The 22,153-nt window shown below is 56.3% G+C and carries 12 protein-coding genes; 4 read left to right on the top strand and 8 right to left on the bottom strand.

Features of this window, described 5'->3' with window-relative positions; all coding sequences use genetic code 11:
- Positions 1-108 precede the first annotated feature (108 nt).
- The 3 genes from BM477_RS07645 to pepN form a co-directional block, all read right to left on the bottom strand.
- The gene (locus tag BM477_RS07645; protein ID WP_075362079.1) at positions 109-1,740 is read right to left on the bottom strand and encodes a DUF885 domain-containing protein; all 1,632 of its coding nucleotides are present in this window, start codon (positions 1,738-1,740) and stop codon (positions 109-111) included.
- A 17-nt stretch (positions 1,741-1,757) separates the two neighbouring features.
- Positions 1,758-3,065 (bottom strand): CapA family protein, encoded by a 1,308-nt coding sequence (locus BM477_RS07640; protein WP_143230257.1) that lies wholly within the window; start codon positions 3,063-3,065, stop codon positions 1,758-1,760.
- Positions 3,066-3,162: 97 nt separating this feature from the next.
- On the bottom strand, positions 3,163-5,721 hold the full coding sequence (pepN, locus tag BM477_RS07635; protein ID WP_075362077.1) for an aminopeptidase N: 2,559 nt from the start codon (positions 5,719-5,721) through the stop codon (positions 3,163-3,165).
- Positions 5,722-5,827: 106 nt separating this feature from the next.
- On the opposite strand from pepN, the gene BM477_RS07630 reads away from it, so the two are divergent.
- Together BM477_RS07630 and BM477_RS07625 are read left to right on the top strand one after the other, a co-directional pair.
- Entirely contained in the window at positions 5,828-6,880 is a 1,053-nt protein-coding gene (locus BM477_RS07630) for a DNA adenine methylase (RefSeq protein ID WP_075362076.1), read from the top strand.
- 762 nt (positions 6,881-7,642) lie between these two features.
- Positions 7,643-7,897, top strand: a complete 255-nt coding sequence (locus BM477_RS07625; protein ID WP_075362075.1) for a hypothetical protein — start codon at positions 7,643-7,645, stop codon at positions 7,895-7,897.
- A 181-nt stretch (positions 7,898-8,078) separates the two neighbouring features.
- Here BM477_RS07625 and BM477_RS07620 read toward each other — a convergent pair whose 3' ends face one another.
- A complete protein-coding gene (locus tag BM477_RS07620) occupies positions 8,079-11,978 on the bottom strand; it encodes a DNA-directed RNA polymerase subunit beta' (RefSeq protein ID WP_075362074.1) in 3,900 nt (1,299 codons plus the stop codon).
- A gap of 119 nt (positions 11,979-12,097) precedes the next feature.
- The gene (gene rpoB, locus BM477_RS07615) at positions 12,098-15,583 is read right to left on the bottom strand and encodes a DNA-directed RNA polymerase subunit beta (RefSeq protein WP_075362073.1); all 3,486 of its coding nucleotides are present in this window, start codon (positions 15,581-15,583) and stop codon (positions 12,098-12,100) included.
- A gap of 346 nt (positions 15,584-15,929) precedes the next feature.
- On the opposite strand from rpoB, the gene BM477_RS07610 reads away from it, so the two are divergent.
- Positions 15,930-17,666, top strand: a complete 1,737-nt coding sequence (locus BM477_RS07610; RefSeq protein WP_075362072.1) for an ABC transporter ATP-binding protein/permease — start codon at positions 15,930-15,932, stop codon at positions 17,664-17,666.
- The gene (locus BM477_RS07605) at positions 17,663-19,435 is read left to right on the top strand and encodes an amino acid ABC transporter ATP-binding/permease protein (protein WP_075362071.1); all 1,773 of its coding nucleotides are present in this window, start codon (positions 17,663-17,665) and stop codon (positions 19,433-19,435) included. The genes BM477_RS07610 and BM477_RS07605 overlap by 4 nt, the downstream gene beginning before the upstream one ends.
- A gap of 108 nt (positions 19,436-19,543) precedes the next feature.
- Here BM477_RS07605 and BM477_RS07600 read toward each other — a convergent pair whose 3' ends face one another.
- The 3 genes from BM477_RS07600 to rplJ all read right to left on the bottom strand — a co-directional run bounded on the left by BM477_RS07600 (position 19,544) and on the right by rplJ (position 21,734).
- On the bottom strand, positions 19,544-20,563 hold the full coding sequence (locus BM477_RS07600; RefSeq protein ID WP_075362070.1) for a hypothetical protein: 1,020 nt from the start codon (positions 20,561-20,563) through the stop codon (positions 19,544-19,546).
- Between the two features lie 196 nt (positions 20,564-20,759).
- Positions 20,760-21,143: a 50S ribosomal protein L7/L12 gene (gene rplL, locus BM477_RS07595; protein WP_075362069.1), complete on the bottom strand. Its 384-nt coding sequence runs from the start codon at positions 21,141-21,143 to the stop codon at positions 20,760-20,762.
- A gap of 69 nt (positions 21,144-21,212) precedes the next feature.
- Positions 21,213-21,734: a 50S ribosomal protein L10 gene (gene rplJ, locus BM477_RS07590; protein WP_075362068.1), complete on the bottom strand. Its 522-nt coding sequence runs from the start codon at positions 21,732-21,734 to the stop codon at positions 21,213-21,215.
- Positions 21,735-22,153: the final 419 nt, after the last annotated feature.

The following is a 22,153-nucleotide window of genomic DNA, read 5'->3' as shown; positions in this document are numbered from 1 at the left end:
CCCGACGGTAGCGGGCACCAGTGGCAACTATACGGCACAATCATGGGGAAAGTCAAAGCGATGAAAGGTTATTCACCTCACCCCGCTTAATCCCCCCTACAGGTATCTCTACAGACTCTGCAAAACCACGTCGCGAAGCACTCCCATAGGCAGGCTCCCCTCACGCAACGCAACCCGATGGAAATCCTTCAGATCCCCCAGTTTACGGCCCAAATACTCATCGCGGAGCTGCTCCCACAGGCGCTGCCCCACTTTGTACGAGGGAGCTTGCCCCGGCCAAGTCAAATAGCGGTCCACCTCAAAACGGAGGAAACCATCCGCCATGGCGACATTGTCCTTCATAAATGACCAGGCATAATCCGCATCCCAAACGCCCTCGCCAGAAAGCCTTGGCTTCCCTAGGTGAACGCCAATATCTAAGACCACGCGGGCGGCGCGCAAACGCTGACCATCCAGCATGCCCATGCGCACGCCAGGCTCATCAAGGTAGCCCATGTCAGCCATCAGGCGCTCCGCATACAGCGCCCAACCCTCGGCGTGGCCAGAGTTAAAGCAGAGCGAACGCCGCCAACGGTTCAATCGTTCCGCCTCGAAAGTCTGCTGCCCAATCTGCAGGTGATGGCCGGGGACGCCCTCGTGATAGACGGTGGTGAGTTCCTGCCAAGTGACGAAAGTGTCCTCACCTTCGGGAACAGACCACCACATGCGGCCCGGGCGGGTGAAATCTTCGGAAGGACCCGTGTAGTAGATGCCGCCCGTGCCGGATGGGTCAATGCAGCATTCAATGCGGCGAACCGGCTGCGGAATCTCAAAATGGGTGCCGTGCAGATTAGAGATCGCCTCATCGGCTATACCCTGCATCCATTCTCGCAAGGCTTCCTTGCCGTGTAGTTGACGGGCGGGATCCTCATTCAAGCGAGAGAGAGCCTCGGGGACGCTCACGCCCGGCCCGTAGAGCTCACGGGCGGTCGCTTCCTGCTCCGCGATGATGCGGGCCAATTCGGCTTTCCCCCATTCGTAGGTTTCATCCAGATCAATCCGGTGTCCCACATGCTGGTGACTAAAAAGCTGATAGCGTTCGCGGCCAACCGCATCCTCGGCGGATGCCTGCGGAGCGACCTCCTGCCGGAGGAAATCAGCGATCTCCCCCATGGCTCGCTTTGCGGAGGCGATTTGCTCCGAGGTAGCCCCGGCGGGCTCCCCATAAATATCGAAAACAGAGTCAGATTTCGTCAAATCCTGAGCCTGCTGCGCAGCTAATTCCACGCCGCGGGCCGAGGGTGCCAATCCCCTTTCCAGACCCAACTGGAGTGACTCACGGTAGCCTCGCAGAGCCGCCTCGACCTGCCCCAGACGGGAGGCGATAGCCGCACGCTGCGCTTCAGTTTCAGCGGGCATCAGCGCGAAAGTGCCGCGAATCTCCTGGATGGGACTGTCGATATTGTTGACGTTACGCAGCGGCTCCCCCGCTTCATGTAGGGCAAGGCTAACCCCCAAGCGGTCTTCTAGGGCCGCCCGCGTGACCGCGTCACCCTCTGATTGATCCGGCAGAGCGCGCAGGGCTCGCAGAGTATCCTTAGCGACGTCTGCTAAAGCTTCAGCACCAGCCGGAGAGTAGTCAGACCATTTGTCTTGATGCAGGTCAACTCCCAGAGAGGTACCCAGCTCTGGAATCAGCTCCAGCTGCTGCTCCACAAAGTGATTAGCTAACTGGTCAATTGTCGTGTTCTGTTCGCTCACAGTTCACCTTTCTGAAGTTATCTGGCTGGTTGCGGGTCGCGGGGAACTACTGCCGGGAGGGGACCCGAAGGAGTGGGGATCTGGGCAGTCTCATGTCCTTGCTCGCCCAGCACCTTACGGGCTTTATCAACATATCCAACTAAGGTGGCGGGCGCGGAACGAGGCGCTGGAATCTGCGCCTCGGAAGCTGACTTCTGGAGCGCATCCAGACTGTAGAGTGTAAAGCTGGGCCGATCGAATACCAGGGGTACCCAGTTGGCATCAGTTGCAGTTACCTGACCAAGACCGTTCACGTGTAGGGTAGGTAGCGCAATCACCGAGACCTGCGTGAGCACACCCATGTCGGGGCGTTGCGCGGAGATGAGGTTGCCCACTCCAAAATACACCCACATGGAGGGTTTACCGGGGCGCGGGTATTCGCGGACAGGTTGCGGTACGTGCGCATGGTGGCCGAGGACGAGGTCGATTTCCCCGGAGTCCGCAAATTTTTGTGCCCATTCGAGTTGCCCGGGCAGCGGGTCTGTCCGATATTCGGTGCCGTGATGCATGGAGACGATAACGATATCTGCGCCGTGGGCGCGGGCGTCTTTGGCTTCCGCAATGGCACGGTCGGGATCACCGAGATTCGCGATCCATGGCTTGCGCTGAATCTCTGGAATGACGCCGTGGTTTGTTCCGTAGGTGAGAGACAAATGCGCAATCGTAAGGTCCCTACCTTCTCGATGCAATTGATAAAGCTGATAGGGAGGCTGGTCGGGGGATTTGTTGGTGCCAGCCTGACCTAAGCCGGCTTGCCGCATCATATCGATGGTGTTGTTAAGCCCGGGCAGACGCTTATCCCAGAGATGATTCGAGGCGGATGAGCAGCCATCAAAACCGAGGTCACGGATATCGTCAATCCATTCGGGCGGGGCCGCGAACTCTGGATAGTTATCCATCTGTGCGCGGGTTTTCGCGAAAGGAATCTCCAGATGACAGAGCGCCAGGTCGGCGTTGGAGATAAAGGGTTGCACACCGAACATGCGATCTTTAATGTGCACGCTCCCATCAGGGCGGGTAGCCGCATTGGTGAGAGGCTGATGTGAGAGCATATCTCCGGTTGCTGCGATAGTAATCGGAATATCGATACTGGCAGGGTCCGGGGTTGGTTCAATAGTCGGCTCTGGGGTAGTCGCAGACTCTGGGGAGGCTGCCGTCAGATAAGGGTTGAGTTCGGCGAAAGGATCGGTACTTACTGCAGGGGAGGCCACGCAGCCCGCTATCACCATGGTTGCGGCAGCTACTGCCGTTAAGCGAAGCAGACGCCGTTTTCTTCTCACGTTCACCGTTCCCCCTTGCCTCTAATATGAGTCAATCTGCCGGGGATACCCCAAAATACGCTGGAGTCTCCCCGACAGATTGCTATGATATACCCTATTTTGCTCAGACTAGCTGGCAGCGGATAGCGCGCTCGGTCTCATCCAAGCGCTCCCGCATGAGGCGAATCAGGGCAGCTGAGGTATCAGCGCCTTGGTGATCTTCCAGCCAGTGCTTCGCGGCCTGCTCCGGAGCGGCCGCCGCATCCCCGGCCAAAGCGGAGGGGAACAGCATGATTGCAATTGTTTCAGCGGTGTGGTGCGTATTGGCCTTCCACATGGCTTCCACCTCAGCGAAGTACTGCTCCACAAGTTCGGTGTACAGCTCCGGCTGCAACGCAGCTTGGCTCCACAGGCCCCGCATCATGTTGATCCGGGTGTCATTGGCCAGGGACTGGTCATTCATGCAGGCGGTGAAAACTTCCTGCTTGACTGCCTTGCTGGGTACGGCGGCGCGGCATCCCGCGGCACGCTGCGCACCGGTCAGGGTGGGGTCCAGTTTCTCCATTTCAATGATTTCAGTTTCGCCGAGGGCGCCCTCAGCAACCAGCGTGTGCAACATGGACCACTTGAGTTCAATATCCACATCCAGGCCGGGCACTTCCACGGTGCCGGCGCGCACGCCCTTCACCCATTCAATCTGCTCTGGGCTGGTGGCGTACACGACTGCGGCACGGGCAAACTGCAGCTGCGCGTCTGAACCGGGCTCAGTGCTTTCAGCTAGTTTGATGAGCGCAGCGGCAGCCTCAGACATCAGGTCACGGCGCAAAGCGTGCGGCACATACTGGTGTAGTGCCTGACCTAGTTGCCGGAGCACCAGAGCCATCAGGGTGGAGTTGGTTTCTACCGGCAGTTCACGCAAAGCCAGTTTCACAAAATCAGCGGCAGCCCACTCACCATCACGGACCATATCCCATGCCGCGGTCATCAGGACGCCACGGATGAGCGGATCAGTGAACTTGTCAATCTGCTCACGGGCGGCAGCTAGTGACTGCTCATCTAGGCGCAGTTTGGAGTACGTCAAATCGCCCTCGTTCAACAACAGAACGTCGGGACGCTTTTCCCCCACGAAGGCGTCCACGCTGGTGCGTTCGCCGGTGACGTCCAGCTCACTGAAGAGGACGCGCTCCATCTCGGTGCCGGCAGCGTTGAGGCTGTAGCCGGCCACGGCCATGCGGTGCGGACGTAGGGAGGCGCCGGCGTTGAAGGATTCCTGGATGACCTCAACGGAGGTGAGTTTACCGTCTGCATCGGTCTTGATTTCGGGGCGCATCAAGTTGATGCCGGCTTCTTGGAGCCAAACCTTTGACCATTCGGAGAGGTCACGGCCGGAGGCGGCTTCCAGCTTGTCCAGCAAGTTCACCAGCTCAGTGTTAGACCAGGCGTGCTCCTTGAAGTATGCCCGCAAGCCTTCCCGGAAGGCGTCGCGTCCCACATAGGAGGCCAGCTGGCGGAGCACGGCGGCACCCTTCGCGTAGGTGATGCCGTCGAAGTTTACTTCCACGTCAGCGAGGTCACGGATTTCTGCCACAATCGGGTGGGTGGAGGGCAGCTGATCCTGGGTCATGCCCCAGACCTTGCGCAGCATGAAACCGGTCCAGGCGTCAGTCCAGCGGGTCCCCTCGGCGAGGGCGAGGTGGGACATGTACTCTGCGAAGGATTCGTTCAGCCACAGATCATTCCACCACTTCATGGTAACCAGGTCACCGAACCACATGTGGGCTAGCTCATGCAAGATCGTGTTGGCGCGGCCCTCAACTGCAGCTTCAGTAGGGGTGACACGGAACAGGTACTCATCACGGAAAGTAACGCAACCGGCGTTCTCCATGGCGCCCGCATTGTATTCAGGAACGAAAATCTGATCGTACTTACGGAAGGGGTAGGTGTGACCGTACTCGTTTTCAAAGAATTGGAAACCGGCGCGGGTAATATCCATGATTTCTTCCGCGTCCAGGTGCTCCTCCAGCGACTGACGGCAGTACACGCCGAGGGGGATGATGCGCCCATCAGCGCTAGTCAGCTCACCCGTCCGCCCCACATAAGGACCGGCCACAATAGCAGTCAGATAGGTGGAAATCTTCTCAGTTTCTGAGAACTCAAAGACGGCTTTCTCCCCTTCGATACGCGGCTGGGGCGTCGGAGAGTTAGAGAAAACCGTCCAATGCTTCGGCGTGGTGACAGTAAACGTGTAGGTCGCTTTCAGGTTCGGCTGCTCAAAGGTCGCGTAGACGCGGCGGGCGTCAGGCACTTCAAACTGAGAGTAGGTGTAGGCTTCACCATCAACCGGGTCAACGAAACGGTGCAGGCCTTCACCGGTGTGCATGTAGAGGCAGTCAGCCTCAACGGTCACGGTGTTGCTTTCAGCGAGATTCGCCAGCGCAATCCGGGAGTCTGCGTAAACCGTAGCCGGGTCAAGTTCTTCGCCATTCAAGTTGACAGAATGCACCTGATCGGCGATTAGATCAAGGAACACTTCAGCACCCGCGCTGCCGTCAAAATCAATAACTGTACGCGAGCGGAAAGTCTTATCGCCCTGAGTTAAATCTAAATCAACCCGATAGTTATTTACCTTCACCAAGTCGGAACGGCGGAGGGCCTCTTCCCGAGTCAAATTCTGTCCAGGCATGCGTGACCTTTCATCTTGTTGTGGATTTCTTCGTTTCTATCTTCGCACGGCGGCGGCACATTTTCCGGTTATAGGACATAATAGGAACGTTTGGAGGAGAAAAACGATGATCAAGTATCTGGGCTCGAAGCGGCTACTGATCCCCGTCTTGGGGAAACTCTGCGCCGCGCAACAGCCCGCTACCGCCCTCGACCTCTTTACCGGCACCACCCGGGTCGCCCAAGAGTTTTGCCGGCAGGGAGCCCACACCACTGCGGTCGATATTGCCTCCTATTCTGAGGTCCTGGCGCAATGCTACGTGGAGACAGACGCTCAGGCTGTTGATACCGATGAGATTCAGGACGCCCTCGACGCCCTCTCAGCCCTACCCCCAAAACGCGGCTATGTGACGGAAGTATTTTGCGAGAAAGCCCGCTATTTTCAGCCACAAAACGGCATGATGATTGACGCTATCCGTGACGGCATTGATGACTTGTACGCAGATTCTTGGATGCGACCGATTCTGCTGACTTCACTGATGGAAGCAGCGGACGCGGTAGATTCAACGGTGGGCGTCCATATGGCCTTTTTGAAAAAATGGGCAGCCCGAGCTAAGCGGCCTCTGACTTTGAAGGTACCTGAGTTGACCCCGGGGACCGGTCGGGCAATCCGTGGTGACGCCCTGCAGGTTGCGCAAAACCTTGCGCCAGTTGATTTAGCCTATCTGGACCCGCCCTATAATCAGCACCGCTACTACACGAACTATCATATTTGGGAAACATTGGTCCGCTGGGATGCACCAGAATACTACGGAGTTGCCTGCAAACGGATAGATTCACGGGATGAAGAAACCAAATCTGTTTTCAACCGTAAACGCGAGATGCCGGCAGCTTTGGCGGAAGTAATTAAATCCGTCTCCGCCAAAGTCGTGGTTTTGAGCTTTTCCAATGAGGGTTTTGTGCCTTTAGAGGATCTGGTGCAAATGTGCAGAGAGCGCGGGGATGATGTGCGCGTCCTCAGCTACGAGTACAACCGTTATATTGGGGCACGAATCGGGATTCACGCTCCAGATGGACGCAAAGTAGGCTCAGTTTCCCATACTAAGAATCTGGAGTACATCGTGCTTAGTGGTCCGACCGAAGAAATTGAACGAATGGCTGCGGCGATCGAAGCTAAATAGTTATCTGCTTGATACCTTCAGAAGGCTCTTGCACCATGGCCTAGCTGGGGTTAGGGACAAGTTAGCAGGTTGGGTGAAGCGCATATAATATATTCTATTTCGGCCAGCATGCTTAACCAGATAGCGCAACTGCTTTCCGTAAACTTAACCGTTCCGCGCATATTCGCTAACTGCTCATCCTCGCACCTGCGATACCCAAAATCGCCAACAGCAGCCACTCGAATGCGGAGACAGTTTAATGCCCTGCTCCTTGTCAGCTTCAGGCACTCCCCCGTCCTAGTTTCACCACTTCCTTTGCTTTACACTCACGTTCTAGCACAATTGACTGATCACAGCCACCCATTACGCATGGTCTTTAACAGGCTTATAAATCGGGATTGTTCGTTTCCCATCACTCTAGTGAAATATACAATTGCCACAAATAACAAAGTCCTTGACAAAGTCAGACAACTATGCGACACTCAACGCTGTCAATGCAACATTCTTGATTTCATGGTTGAAATGACGAAACTGTTGGAGCGACTACCCAAACGCAACGCCATATTTGCAGAAATATTGCATACCCGCATAAGCGGGAATTGACAACTCGTATCAATTTACCCGATGAAGGGTAATACTCTCTGATTTACTGGATTACCAGAAGGGCAGTTGCATGCGAGATAATATCTGGAAATCAATCATTGGAATTGCGGCTGCGGTGCGTAAGGCAGGCGGCGCTAAAAACGCTGCAATTGCTATTCACTTATTCGAGGGAGCTAAATTATGTACTTCTTAATCAGCATCATTGCAAATCTCGCCGGGGCAGTTTTTGTGGGAGTACAATTCGCTCGAATCTGCGACACCCTCCAAAGGAATGACAGGCAAGAACGCGATTTGTCTTTTCTTTTCTCCTCCGCCCTACTGGCTTTCACGATTCCTTTCTACAGCCCGGTCTCTCACAATCTTGGGGCTACCGTCGCACTGTTCATTGCGTTAAGTGCGGCCTCAACGCTGGTGACCAGTCGCCTCCTAAAGTAGGCAATAGCCACTTGCGAGTAGTCGAGCAATTCGCTACTTTCTGTGCGGGATTGTGGAAACCTACCCGCAAGTTTTTGTCCCTGCTTGATAAATAAATCTGGCGCCTCCCGCTTGGGAGGCGCCAGATTTATTTAGTCAGTGACCGACCGTTTGCCGCTCATGACGGCTCCGGTCGAGCAGCTCAGAATCCTTCAGAGAAAGCAGCCCCGAAATCAAAGCCGGCTAGGAAGTTGTCTTCCTCGATGGCTTCGGAAGGCTTCAAGTCGGCGCGGGTCAAGCCCACGGCGTCCATCGCCGCCTCAGTCGGTTCCACAATCACGTCCTGGTAGCGCTTCAGACCAGTACCAGCCGGAATCAGCTTACCGAGGATGACGTTTTCCTTCAGGCCCAGCAGCGGATCAGACTTACCGGTCATCGCAGCCTCAGTGAGGACCTTAGTGGTCTCCTGGAAGGACGCGGCCGACAGCCATGAATCCGTGGCCAGTGAAGCCTTCGTGATACCCATCAGTTCCGGACGGGCCGAAGCCGGCTTGCGGCCCTCAGCCATGACACGCTTGTTTTCACGCTTGTACATGACCTGATCGACCAGCTCACCAGGCAGCAGGTTCGTGTCACCAGAATCAATCACGGTGACGCGACGCAGCATCTGACGGACAATCACTTCAATGTGCTTGGAGTGAATATCCACGCCCTGGGAACGGTACACGTCTTGAACTTCAGCAACCAGCTGGCGCTGAGTCTCATTCTGGCCCTTAATCCGCAGCAGCTTCTTCGGGTCTACGCGACCTTCAGTGAGCTGCTCGCCAGCCTGAATATGATCGCCTTCCTTGACGCGTAGTTCCTTACGACGGGAAACCTGAATCACTACGTCCTCTTCGCCGTCATCGCGAACAATGATGACGTGGCGTGCTGCCGGGTCGTCATCATCGATCTTGATGCGGCCAGAGGCCTCAGCAATCTCAGCTTCACCCTTCGGGGTGCGGGCTTCGAAAAGCTCCTGAACACGAGGTAGACCCTGCGTAATATCGGCTGCCGAGGCGACACCACCAGTGTGGAAGGTACGCATGGTCAGCTGAGTACCGGGCTCACCAATGGACTGGGCAGCGATAATGCCGACGGCTTCACCGATGTCCACACGCTTACCAGTAGCGAGGGAGCGACCGTAACAGGATGCACAGCAACCCACTGCAGATTCACAGGTCAGCACGGAACGGACTGAAATCTGGGTGATGCCTTCACTAATCAGTTTCTCGATAAGAATGTCACCGACATCCTGGCCGGCGTGTGCCACGACCTCACCGGCAGCATTAGTGACGTCTTTCGCCAGAGTACGCGCATAGGCGGTGGTCTCAACGGTATCGAGCTCAACCACCTTGCCGTCCTTTTCTTCGCCGATGTTCATGACGAGGCCCTTGCGGGTGCCGCAGTCCTCTTCGCGAATGATGACGTCCTGGGAGACGTCAACTAGACGACGGGTCAAGTAACCGGAGTCAGCGGTACGCAAAGCGGTATCCGCTAGACCCTTACGGGCGCCGTGAGTAGCAATGAAGTACTCCAGCACGGACAGGCCTTCACGGTAGTTTGACTTAATCGGACGCTCAATCAGCTTCTGCTTCGGGTCAGACACCAGACCACGCATACCGGCGATCTGACGAATCTGATCCCAGTTACCACGGGCACCAGAGTAAACCATGCGGTAAACGGTGTTGCGCTCCGGGAAGTTCTCACGCATGGCTGCCGCAACCTCATTGGTTGCTTCGGTCCAAATGTTGACCAAGTCGACGTAACGTTCGTCGTCCTTAATCAAACCGAGCTCAAAGTCAGATTGGGTCTTAGCGGCGCGCTCTTCATACTTGGCCAGAATCTGCGGCTTGTCCTTCGGGCCGACGACGTCGGTGAAGGCAATGGTAATACCGGAGCGCGGAGCCCAGTCGTAACCAGCAGACTTCAAAGCATCCAAGGATGCGGCCACTAGTGCTTTCGGGTAACGCTCAGCCAAATCATTAACAATCTTACCGAGTTCCTTCTTAGTGACCTCATGGTTCACGAAGGGATACTCTACCGGCAGAGCGTCATTGAACAGGGTGCGCCCCAGAGAGGTTTCGAGGATGACGGGGTCGCCCTCGTTCCAGCCTTCGGGTGCAACCCAGTCACGCGGCGGTACCAAAGAATCGAACTTGATCTTGCAGGTCGCGTTTAGGTGCAGGTGTCCCGCGTCGTAAGCCATGATGGCTTCCGCAACGGAGGAGAACATCGGCAGAACCGGCTGACCATCCTTATCGACCTCAACCTCAAGGGCCGGATCGGGGTTGGAAGTCAAATGGAACAGACCAATCACCATATCCTGAGCCGGGATGGTGACCGGGCGGCCATCAGAGGGCTTCAAAATGTTGTTCGAAGACAGCATCAGGATACGGGCTTCCGCCTGAGCTTCAGCACTCAGCGGCAAGTGCACAGCCATCTGGTCGCCGTCGAAGTCGGCGTTGAAGGCGGTACAAACTAGCGGGTGCAGCTGAATAGCTTTACCTTCCACCAGTTGCGGCTCGAAAGCCTGAATGCCGAGGCGGTGCAGGGTAGGTGCACGGTTCAGCAGAACCGGGTGCTCACGGATGACCTCATCGAGGACGTCCCACACCTGCGGACGCTGGCGTTCCACCATGCGCTTAGCAGCTTTGACGTTCTGCGCATACTTGCGCTCTTCGAGGCGCTTCATTACGAAAGGCTTGAAGAGTTCCAGAGCCATCTGCTTAGGCAGACCACACTGGTGCAGTTTCAGCTGCGGGCCAACCACAATCACGGAACGACCGGAGTAGTCCACGCGCTTACCCAGTAGGTTCTGACGGAAACGACCCTGCTTGCCCTTGAGCATGTCCGAAATGGACTTCAGAGGGCGGTTGGAGGGGCCGGTCACCGGACGGCCACGACGACCATTGTCGAACAGGGCGTCAACTGATTCCTGCAGCATCCGCTTCTCATTGTCCACAATGATTTCGGGCGCGTTCAGGTCCAGCAGGCGCTTGAGACGGTTATTACGGTTGATGACGCGACGGTACAGGTCGTTCAGGTCGGAGGTCGCGAAACGGCCACCGTCCAACTGCACCATCGGACGCAAGTCCGGCGGAATCACAGGAACATAGTCAAGGACCATGCCGACGGGAGAAGTACCGGTCTGCAAGAAAGCGTTTACCACCTTCAGGCGCTTGAGCGCACGGGTGCGGCGCTGGCCGGTTCCGTTCTCAATGATTTCGCGCAGTTCAGCGGCTTCAGCTTCGAGGTCGAAGTTCTCGAGGCGCTTCTTGACCGCAGCAGCACCCTTTGAACCCTCAAAGTAGATGCCGTAACGCATCTGCATCTCACGGAAGACAGCATCCTGGCCTTCAAGGTCGCCGACCTTCAAAGACTTGAAACGCTCCCAGACCTGATCTGTAAATTCCAGATCTTCGTCGAAGCGCTTACGGATATCAGCCATATCCTTTTCAGCGGCCTTCTGCAGCTTGTCGGAGGCAGCCTTCTTGCTGCCTTCTTTTTCCAGCTCCAGCAGGTCCTTTTCCAGTTTCATGGCGCGCTCTTCGATCGCCTGATCGCGAGCAGCGGTGACCTGTTTACGCTCCAGCTCTAGTTCCTTAGCGAGGTTGGGCAGATCTTCCGCGCGGCCTTCTTCATCAACATCAGTGATCATGTAGGCAGCGAAGTAGATGACCTTTTCCAGGTCCTTCGGAGCTAGATTAAGCAGGTAACCCAGACGTGAGGGCACGCCCTTGAAGTACCAAATGTGGGTGACCGGGGCGGCCAGCTGAATGTGGCCCATGCGCTCACGGCGCACCTTGGAGCGGGTTACTTCCACTCCGCAGCGCTCACAAACGATGCCCTTGTAACGGACCCGCTTGTATTTACCACAGGCACACTCCCAGTCACGGGTGGGGCCGAAGATCCGTTCACAGAATAGGCCGCCCTTCTCTGGTTTGAGGGTACGGTAGTTGATGGTCTCAGGTTTCTTTACTTCACCGTGGGACCAGGCCAGGATATCCTCTGAGGTAGCCAGACCAATATGTAGTTTGTCGAAGACGTTGGCGTCGAGCAAGGTTACTCCTTGATGTTTTACACCGATCAGCGTTGATTTTGTCTCGATCCGTTACCGCTCGCTGAGCACGGTTCCGGTGTCCTCATCCTCGGCACGTAAATGCCGAGGATGACAACGGACTAGATCTCGTCGACGGAGCTGGCGGCTCCACCCGGGCGAACGCCCAGGTTGATGCCTAGCTCTTCGGTGGCACGCTGGCCATCCTCGTCTTCGTCTTTCAGCTCAATAGCGTTACCGTCAAAGTCTAGGGCTTCAACGTTCAGGCACAGTGACCGCATTTCCTGGATCAAAACCCGGAAGGACTCGGGGATACCCGGCTCCGGAATGTCTTCACCCTTAACGATCGCCTCATAGACCTTCACACGACCGGTGATGTCATCAGACTTAATCGTCAGCAGCTCCTGTAGCGCGTAGGCGGCACCGTATGCTTCCAGTGCCCACACTTCCATTTCACCGAAACGCTGGCCACCGAACTGGGCTTTACCACCCAAGGGCTGCTGCGTAATCATGGAGTACGGGCCGGTGGAACGTGCGTGAATCTTGTCATCCACCAAGTGGTGCAGCTTCAGCATGTACATGTAGCCGACAGAAATCGGGTACGGGTACGGTTCACCAGAACGACCATCGAACAAACGAGCCTTGCCCAGACTGTTCACCATGCGCTCACCGTCACGGTTCGGCAAAGTGTGATCAAGCATGCCCAAGAGTTCATCATCATGGACGCCATCGAAGACCGGGGTCGCAACGCGAGTGCCAGGTTCAGCCTTGTGTGCGCCCTCGGGGAGCTGCTTGGTCCACTCTTCAGCAGCCTTCACTGCTTCGGTGACATCCCATCCCTGTGCGGCAATCCAGCCGAGGTGCAGTTCCAGCACCTGACCGACGTTCATACGTCCCGGCACGCCGAGGGGGTTCAGGATAATGTCGACCGGAGTTCCGTCCTCTAGGAACGGCATATCTTCAATCGGCAGGACCTTGGAGACCACACCCTTGTTACCGTGGCGACCAGCCATCTTGTCACCAATGGTGATCTTACGACGCTGCGCGATGAACACGCGGACGCGCTGACGCACGCCGGGAGCTAGGTCATCAGCATCATCTTGTTCCTGGACACCGATAACGATGCCGGACTCACCGTGCGGGACACGCAGTGAGGTGTCGCGAACTTCGCGGGCCTTCTCACCGAAAATGGCACGCAGGAGACGCTCTTCAGAGTTGAGTTCAGTTTCACCCTTCGGGGTAACCTTACCGACGAGGATGTCACCGGCGTGAACCTCAGCACCGATACGGATGATGCCGCGCTCATCCAAGTGTGAGAGAGCTTCCTCGGACACGTTAGGAATGTCGCGAGTAATCTCTTCGTCACCCAGCTTGGTTTCGCGGGCGTCAATCTCATGCTCTTCAATGTGAATGGAGGTGAGGGTATCGTCCTGAACCATGCGACGCGACAAGATGATCGCGTCCTCGTAGTTCAAGCCTTCCCACGGCATGAAGGCAACCAGCAGGTTCTTACCCAATGCCAGTTCGCCACCATCGGTCGCGGGACCGTCAGCAATCAGGTCGCCCACCTCAACGCGCTGGTTGACATCAACGACAACGCGGTGGTTAGTGCAGTTACCCTGGTTGGAGCGTTCGAACTTCTCCATGTAGTAGTAGTCACGTTCGCCCTCGTCAGTCATGATGGTGACGTAGTCGGCGCTCACGGATTCAACCACACCGGCGTTGTAGGCGACGATAACGTCACCTGCGTCGACAGCGGCGCGGCGTTCCATGCCGGTACCTACGAGCGGAGCTTCCGGCTCCAGCAAAGGCACGGCCTGACGCTGCATGTTCGCGCCCATCAAGGCGCGGTTAGCGTCGTCGTGCTCAAGGAACGGAATCATGGCGGTACCGACGGACACCATCTGGCGGGCCGAAACATCCATGTAGTCCACTTCTTCAGCGGGGAACAGGGCGGGATCGGAGCCGGCGAGACGGCACAGCACCATGTCTTCAGCGAAGTGGAAGTCCTCGGTCAGCTGCGCAGAAGCCTGCGCAATGACCTTGCGGTCTTCCTCGGTTGCGGTCAGGTAGTGGACCTCATCGGTCACCTGGCCGTTCTTGACGACACGGTACGGGGTTTCCACGAAACCGAAGGGGTTGATGCGGGCGAAGGTGGCGAGTGAACCAATCAGACCAATGTTCGGGCCTTCCGGGGTTTCAATCGGACACATACGACCGTAGTGAGTGGGGTGGACGTCACGGACTTCCATGCCGGCGCGGTCACGGGACAGACCACCGGGGCCGAGGGCGGAAAGACGACGCTTGTGGGTCAATCCGGCCAAGGGGTTGTTCTGGTCCATGAACTGGCTCAACTGAGAGGTTCCGAAGAACTCCTTAATGGAGGCAACCACGGGACGAATGTTAATCAGGGACTGCGGAGTGATCGCTTCAGTGTCCTGCGTGGTCATGCGCTCACGCACGACACGTTCCATCCGGGCAAGGCCGGTGCGGATCTGCCCTTGGATGAGCTCACCCACGGCGCGGATACGACGGTTACCGAAGTGATCGATATCGTCAGCTTCCACGCGAACCTTGGTTTCGTTGCCATCTACGTTCACGGTCAAGAACTCTTCACCCTTGTGGAGGGCAAGGAGGTACTTGGTGGTGACGATAATGTCTTCAACCCGCAGAGTGGACTCAGTTAGTTCAGCGGCTAAGCCCAGCTTCTGGTTAATCTTGTAGCGGCCTACTTTCGCCAAGTCGTAGCGCTTGGGTGCGAAGTAGAAGTTATGGATGAGGTTGCGACCAGCTTCCACGGAGGCGGGTTCGCCGGGACGTAGCTTCTTGTACAGGTCGACGAGGGCCTCGTCCTCGCTCTTGACATTGTCATTTTCCAAGCCGGCCAGCAAGATCGGGTAGTCAGCGAACTCTTCACGAATCTGCGACTCGGTCAGGCCGAGGGCGCGCAGGAAGTGAGTGATCGGCTGCTTGCGCTTGCGGTCAACACGCACAGAGACAGCGTCACGCTTGTCGATCTCTAGCTCCAGCCAAGCACCACGGGAGGGAATAATCTTGGTGGAGAAAATGTCCTTATCGGAGGTCCGGTCTGCGCCGCGTTCGAAGTAAACGCCGGGTGAGCGGACTAGCTGTGAAACAACTACACGCTCGGTACCGTTAATAATGAAGGTGCCGCGGCTGGTCATCAATGGGAAATCTCCCATGAACACGGTCTGAGACTTAATCTCAGAGGTGTTGTAGTTGATGAACTCTGCGGTCACGTATAGCGGGGCCGAGTAGGTCTTGTCTTTGAGGCGACATTCGTCAGGGGTCAGCTTGGGGTCTTCAAAGGTGAACTCTGAAAAAGACAGCGACATGGTCTGACCGAAGTCTTCAATCGGTGAAATTTCGTCGAAGATTTCCTTTAGCCCTGAAATCTCCGGGATGGCGGAGCTGCCACCCTTTTCTTTGGCTTCTTCAACACGTGCCTGCCAGGCCTCGCGTCCCAGCAACCAATCGAAGCTTTGAATCTGTACGTCCAATAGGTTGGGAGCCTCCAACGGCTCACGCAACTTCGCGAATGAAAGACGCTCAGACTTGTTTGCGGCAGAATTACTCTGTGCAGTCAAAGGGTTTCCTTCCCTGCTAGCGGTGGTTCGCGCGCGTGCAGCAAGTCCCTATCTGATATTGCCCATCCAATGCCCTGCGCTACTTAATAGACATCTGGGTACAATCCACCTCGGACGATAGTTGCACGACTTTCCATAGTATCCTTTCTAGACAATCCTTGCAATGGGGATAAAGGTCTACAAGTTGTTATTAAGGACACGTTTCTGCCGGTATGGTTTACCTTATTAAGAACACATTTTCACTGCTAGAACAGTGTGTCACATTTATGAACGCTGGGCGCGACTTTTTTCTTCCCAACACATAATATGGCGACACAACGTCATAAAGATTATGGAGAACTCACTAATGCAGAGTCGATTCCGGCAGCAGTCCCGGCGTAAAAACAAAGAGAATACAGCTCAGCATCCGGCGATAGCAACGAAGCAGGACAAGCTTGATAACCAGATGGCTATCCTGGTGGGCGGCATTTCCGTAGTTGGCGCCGCTTGGATGCTCACGCTTCTGGGCCTAGTAATTGATACCGCCTACGCGGGCCTGCCCGTTACCCGCTCCCTAATTATTCCCCTGATAATTTCCGGCCTGATTGCCAGCACTGCCGCCGGTCTACGCGTGTGGATGTCAAACCGTTCAGCGGTTCGTGCCGAGAATCGCGTCCGCTCCGTCCTCGCTGACACTTCCATGGTAAAGCCGCTCTCCCCTCAGACCGAGGGCGAGGATCGACTGGGTTCCCAGATCAACCTGATGAATGACGGCGTGGAGCGTCTAACACTCTACCGCCAGACTTTCATTCCGCAGATTGGCGCCGCCCTCGCGATTCCGGTACTAACACTGCTCTGGATTGCAGTGGTGATTGACTGGGTGAGCGCCCTCGTTATCTTTATCTCCATCCCGCTAATCCCAATTCTGGTACGCGGCTTCATGCTGGTCCTGAAGAAAGTGTCCAGCAACTCACGGCGAGCCCGCAACGAGCTGGCTGCCGCCTACCTTGACGCGATTGAGGGCATGGACACCCTACAGCTACTGGGCGCTTCCCAGCGGGTCGGTCAAAAGCTTGCCGCACAGGGCGAAGTCAACCGCCTCTCGATCATGCGGCTACTTTCGAAAAACCAGTTAGTCCTGTTCGTGATTGATATTTCTTTCTCCATGTTTATTGTGGCGGCAGCCGCGATTATGGCGGTCATCCGCATTGACAGCGGCGCAATTACGGTGGGCGCGGGAGCGACTTTGGTACTTATGTCCATCTTCTTGATCGAACCGATTGATCAAGTTGGCGCTTTCTTCTACGTCGGCATGGGTGGGATGGCCTCCCAGCGTGCGATTAACCGCTATCTCAGCGCCGAGGAAGTTACGCCCGAGCAGCCCACAGAGTCAGAGAATATTTCGATTGATTCAGCCCCTGCGGTGGCCCTGAAAAACGTCTCTTTCAGCTACGGTGAACTAGATGTTTTAAAGCATGCTGATTTGGAGGTTAAGTCCGGTCAACATATTGCGATTGTGGGGCCCTCCGGTCAGGGTAAATCTACCCTGCTGAAACTGGTACAGGGCAGCTTGACCCCCGCCGAGGGGCAGATCTTCCTCAATGATAAGCCCCTCACCGCACAACAGCTTCGCTCACACAGTGCGGTGGTCGCACAGCGGACCTGGTTGTTCGCCGGCACGGTTGCAGACAACCTCGCCCTCGTCGCTCCCGACGCAACCGAGGAAGAAATGTGGCAGGCCCTAGACACTGCCCACGTGGGTGATGAGATTCGGAGCCTGCCGAACGGACTGGACACGGTTGTGGGTGAACGCGGCTACGGTCTTTCCGGTGGTCAAGCGCAGCGCATTTCGATTGCCCGCGCCCTGCTTTCTCGGCGCCACCTGCTGCTGATGGACGAGCCAACCTCCGCGGTTGATCTTCATTCCGAGGCCCTGATTTCCCAGGCTTTGGGTGAGATTGGAAACGATCGGACCATGATTATGGTGACGCACCGCCACGGGCTACTACCCAGCGCTGATCAGATCCTGGAAGTGAAGAAACTTCAGGTCAATACCTTGAGCACTGGCAGCGATTTCGCTGCCACTGAGGAGAATAACGCATGAGCCGCAACGAGCAAAAACCCGCCTCCATCTTCACGTTGACCGCTTGGATGCTGTCGCTGACGCGTCCCGTGGTCGCTCCCCTGGCGATCTCCAGCCTCGCCCGTATTGCCGACCAGATGCTAGGTGTCGTCATGCTGGCTTACGCCGGCTGGCAGGTTGGCTTATTCACCACCGGGCAGCCCGGACATAGCTGGCTGACTGTGCTGGGGATTATCGCCGGACTAGCCTTGGTGAAAGCCTTTTTACGTTACCTGGAGCAGTTCACCGGGCATTTCGTTGCATTCAAGGCTTTGGAGCTGTTGCGTCGCTTCGCTTACGAGAAGCTCTACCCGCAGGCGCCCGCGATTTCACGGCATGCTCGCACGGGCGATCTGCTGTCACGGCTGACCCGCGATATTGACCGGATTGAGGTCTTCTATGCCCATACTTTTGCCCCGATGATGTCAGCGATTGCGGTTCCGATTCTGTCCGCTGTGCTGGCCTGGTGGCTGGAGGCAGGTAGTTTAGCTTTGATTTTGCTGGGCATGTATGTGCTGGCCTTGGTCTTGTTGATTATTGTGGGTGGCATGAATGCGACCGCCAGCTCTGGCAGGATTTTACGGACCCGCTCTGAGATTGTGAATCAGGCTTCCGACATTATCCACGGACATGATGAGATTGCCGGATACGGCTTAACTGACATTATGCGCGGACGTCTCAATGATTTGAATAGCCGTCTGTTGGTCGATACCCGTCGCCTGCACACTCTCTATGGTGTGCGCCGGGCGATTACTTTCGGCACGATGCTGGCGATGGCTGCGGTCTTGCTGGTCGTCGGGGCCGGCCAGGTCAATGCCGGGACACTTACCATTCCTGCCCTTCTGGCCACTGTTGCGGGAGGGATGCGCGGCTGGGAGGCGGTCCGTGGCGTGGAGGATTTCTCTACTTTTATCAGCCAATCTTTTGCTTCGGCTGCACGCCTGCGCGAGCTGGCGCAGGGTGAGCCGGTCCCTCCTGCCGGCGGCGAGGAGTTGTCCGGCTCCGGCGCTGTGGCTCTCGCCGCGCAGGACGTTTCCTACGCTTATGTTGACCCCAGTGGCAGCAAGCATGAGGCTTTGCGTCACGTTTCGCTGGAGGTTCCGGCTGGCCAGTGGCATGCCTTGGTGGGCGCGACGGGTTGCGGCAAATCTACTTTGGCTACCTTATTTGCCCGCTACGAAGATCCCGCCGAGGGTGCCATTATGGTTGCGGAAAAGGATGCTTCCGGGATTGAGGTAGCTTCCTTGCGCGCCGCGGTGGTGTATCTGTCTCAGCGCACCCACATGTTTAATGACACGATTGCTAATAACCTTCGTTTGGCCGCGCCCGATGCCACTGATGAGCAGCTCTGGGAGGTCCTTGAGGTCGCACAGATTGCGGATGAGATCCGTCAGATGCCTGATGGTTTGGACACTAAGATGGGCGAGGGTGGCGAGGCTGTCTCTGGCGGTCAGCGTCAGCGCTTCGGTCTGGCACGGGCTTTGCTGCAGCATCCGCGTGCTTTAATTCTGGATGAGGCTACCGCTCACCTGAATGACACTTTGGCGCAGCAGGTTCGCCGAGCGGTACGCAATTACCTTGGGGACGCCACAATCTTGGAGATTACCCACCGGGTGAGTGAGCTGGACGGGGTCCAGAAGGTTCACGTCATGGAACGCGGCGAAGTGGTGGAGTCCGGCATACCGGCTGAGCTGGCGGGTGGCTCTGGTGCTTTTGCTAGCTTGTTGAACCGCGCCGGCGGCACTCTCTAAAGGAAGAATCAGCCTAAATCAAGAATCAGCCCACGTTGGTGGCGAGCCGCCAGGCTTCGTTTCACTAGCGTGGGCTGATTCTTGTCTACGTTTTAGGCTTTTGCCTGATTAACCTTGGTAGTTTGCGGTTAGCTTCCCGAGGCTTGAGTAGGGGCGCTTCGAGGAAGTCGCGTAGAGGTTGCGTTTGAGCTTGTCGTATAGTTCGGGTTCGAGGGCACGCTTCGCGGCCTGCAGCCAGCGGAATAAGCCGTGACCGACATACATCCGCTGCTCATCATCAGCCAGGAGAGCACGCAGAATCTGCATAACTTGCGCCTGCGACGGCAGGAAGAGTCCTTCGCTGTGCATCTTCGAAGCTAGGTCTGGCACCTGCATCGAATTGATGTAGCGGTACGGGAAAAGTTCCAAGCGTAGTACATTGTGTGCTTCAATGCCGAGGATTTTGAGCCAGCGAGCCTGAATTTTTTCCGGGTTCGTCGGATCAACGATAATGTCAGTCGGGGCGAGTTCGAGGGGGCTTTCCCATTCCAGTTGATAGTTTCCCCCAGCCTGCGCAAGACCGGCAGCGTATAGGGCCTTAAGCCGTTGCTGCTGGAGCAAGAAAGCGCGGGCGTTACGGGTCGAAGCCCCGCTTTGCAGGTCGTCTCCGAGACCTTGCTGAACACCCGGGTTAATCAGCAACAGAACCATTTTGATATCTGAATTATCCCGCAGCATCGGCATAGAGGTTTCTGGTGCACGCACGGAGAGGGATTCTGGGATGGGACGGTAGAGCAGGTGATTGCCGGGACGGAGAATATTTCCACCATCCAGCATGCCGCTGTTGTGTGCCAGCATGGAGTAGTAGGTATTCTTTATTTCCCCATCCTGACGGGTGTGAACGTAGTCTTGTAGGGTTTCCCAGTCCTGAGGGTGAACAGCCTCCACGGAGAACTCTTCTAGTTCCCCCATCAACTTGCTGTCACCGAATACTTGGGCGAGGCTCATCCGGTAGTCGGTTTTGATGGTACGGCTTTGCTGCGCGACCTCATATTGATCTCCCCCACCCCACTGAGTGGACCAGAACTGCCTGCAGGCCTGAACGGCATCCGCAGCTGAGAGGAGAGGCGTGTTTTCAAGTTGAGCCATGTCTTTAGCACCCTTCGTTATGGTGGGCGGATTCAGAGTCTAATTAGTCTTCTTATTGTAACGCCGCTAACCGGTTTGTGAGAGAGACTCGTCGCCACTCGCTGTTGCTTCCACACAGTGGATATAGCAATGGTGGGGTGCGACCAAATGTCGCACCCCACCACTTTATGCAGCTATTTGTCTAGCTGCGGCGAAATCACTTAAGGGTGACCTTGCCGCCTGCTTCTTCGATAGCAGCCTTAGCCTTTTCGGCCTCTTCCTTGGCAACGCCTTCGAGGACGGGCTTGGGTGCACCTTCAACGAGTTCCTTGGCTTCCTTCAGACCCAGTGAGGTCAGGGCGCGGACGGCCTTGATGACACCGATCTTCTTTTCGCCAGCGGATTCGAGGACGACGTCGAATTCGGTCTTTTCTTCGCCAGCTTCTTCAGCTGCGGCGGGGCCGGCAGCAACGGCAACGGCGGCCGGGGCAGCAGCCTCGACGTCGAATACCTCTTCGAATTCCTTAACGAAGTCGGATAGTTCGATGAGGGTCATTTCCTTGAAAGCTTCGATGAGCTCTTCTTTGGATAGCTTAGCCATGTTGGCAATTCCTTCCTGAATGTTTTCCTGCTTGATCAGCAGCGATTATTGGGGTTTGCGCCTGAGGTATCAGGCAGCTTTTTCCTGCTTTTCGCGCAGGGCGTCCATAGTGCGAACGGCCTTGGTAGCCGGCGCATTGAACATGTATGCAGCCTGCATCATCTTGCCCTTCATGGCGCCTGCAGCCTTGGCTAGCAGGACCTCACGGGACTCGAGATCGGCAAGCTTCTTAACGGCGTCAGCTGAGAGAGCTGCTCCGTCCATTGCACCAGACTTGACGACTAGTGCCTTGTTATCTTTGGCAAAATCACGCAGTGCCTTAGCAGCTTCAACGGGCTCACCGGTGACGAACGCTAGTGCGGTCGGTCCGGTCAGGTCCTCTGCTAGGAATTCCATCCCAGCTTCGCGAGCGGCGATGGCTGCGAGCGTGTTTTTAGCCACGGTGTATGTCGCGTTCTCGCCCAAGCTGCGGCGCAGATCTTTCATCTGGCCGACGCTTAGACCGCGGTACTCAGTGAGCAGTACTGCGCTGGAAGAACGGAATAGTTCCGTCAGCTTCTCAACTGCTGCTACTTTGTCAGGCCTCGCCATGGCCCTCCTTCCGGTCGTAGCCGCTGGTCCAACAAAAAACGCCCCATGCACAGGAAGGCACAGGGCGGTAAACGCTTGTATCTCACCTGCGCTGGTTCCATTTCTGGTTTTCTTCCCATCCGGTGATGGGAGACCAACGGTCTTTGGCTTCTCACAATTTAACAAACCTGATTTTACTTGTCACCTGATAGACACGAATACGGCAGTGACACTGCACACCATTGTGTCTGATTTTCAGCGGCAGATGCTTCTACTTTCACCTCTGCAGGGATTTGTAGTGTTGAGGCCGGTGTGGGAGGGAATCCTCTCACACCGGCCTCAACACTATCTAAAGGGAACTAGACCCTTCCTGATTTGACCTGTTTGGCTTAGCTTTCTAGACCACGCTTGCGCAGGTAGATAGCGGCAGCACCAGCCAG

Source organism: Boudabousia marimammalium (assembly GCF_001936115.1).
Classification (GTDB): Bacteria; Actinomycetota; Actinomycetes; order Actinomycetales; family Actinomycetaceae; genus Boudabousia; species Boudabousia marimammalium.
The sequence above is the reverse complement of the archived record's forward strand: the minus strand, read 5'-3'. Positions and strand labels throughout refer to the sequence as shown.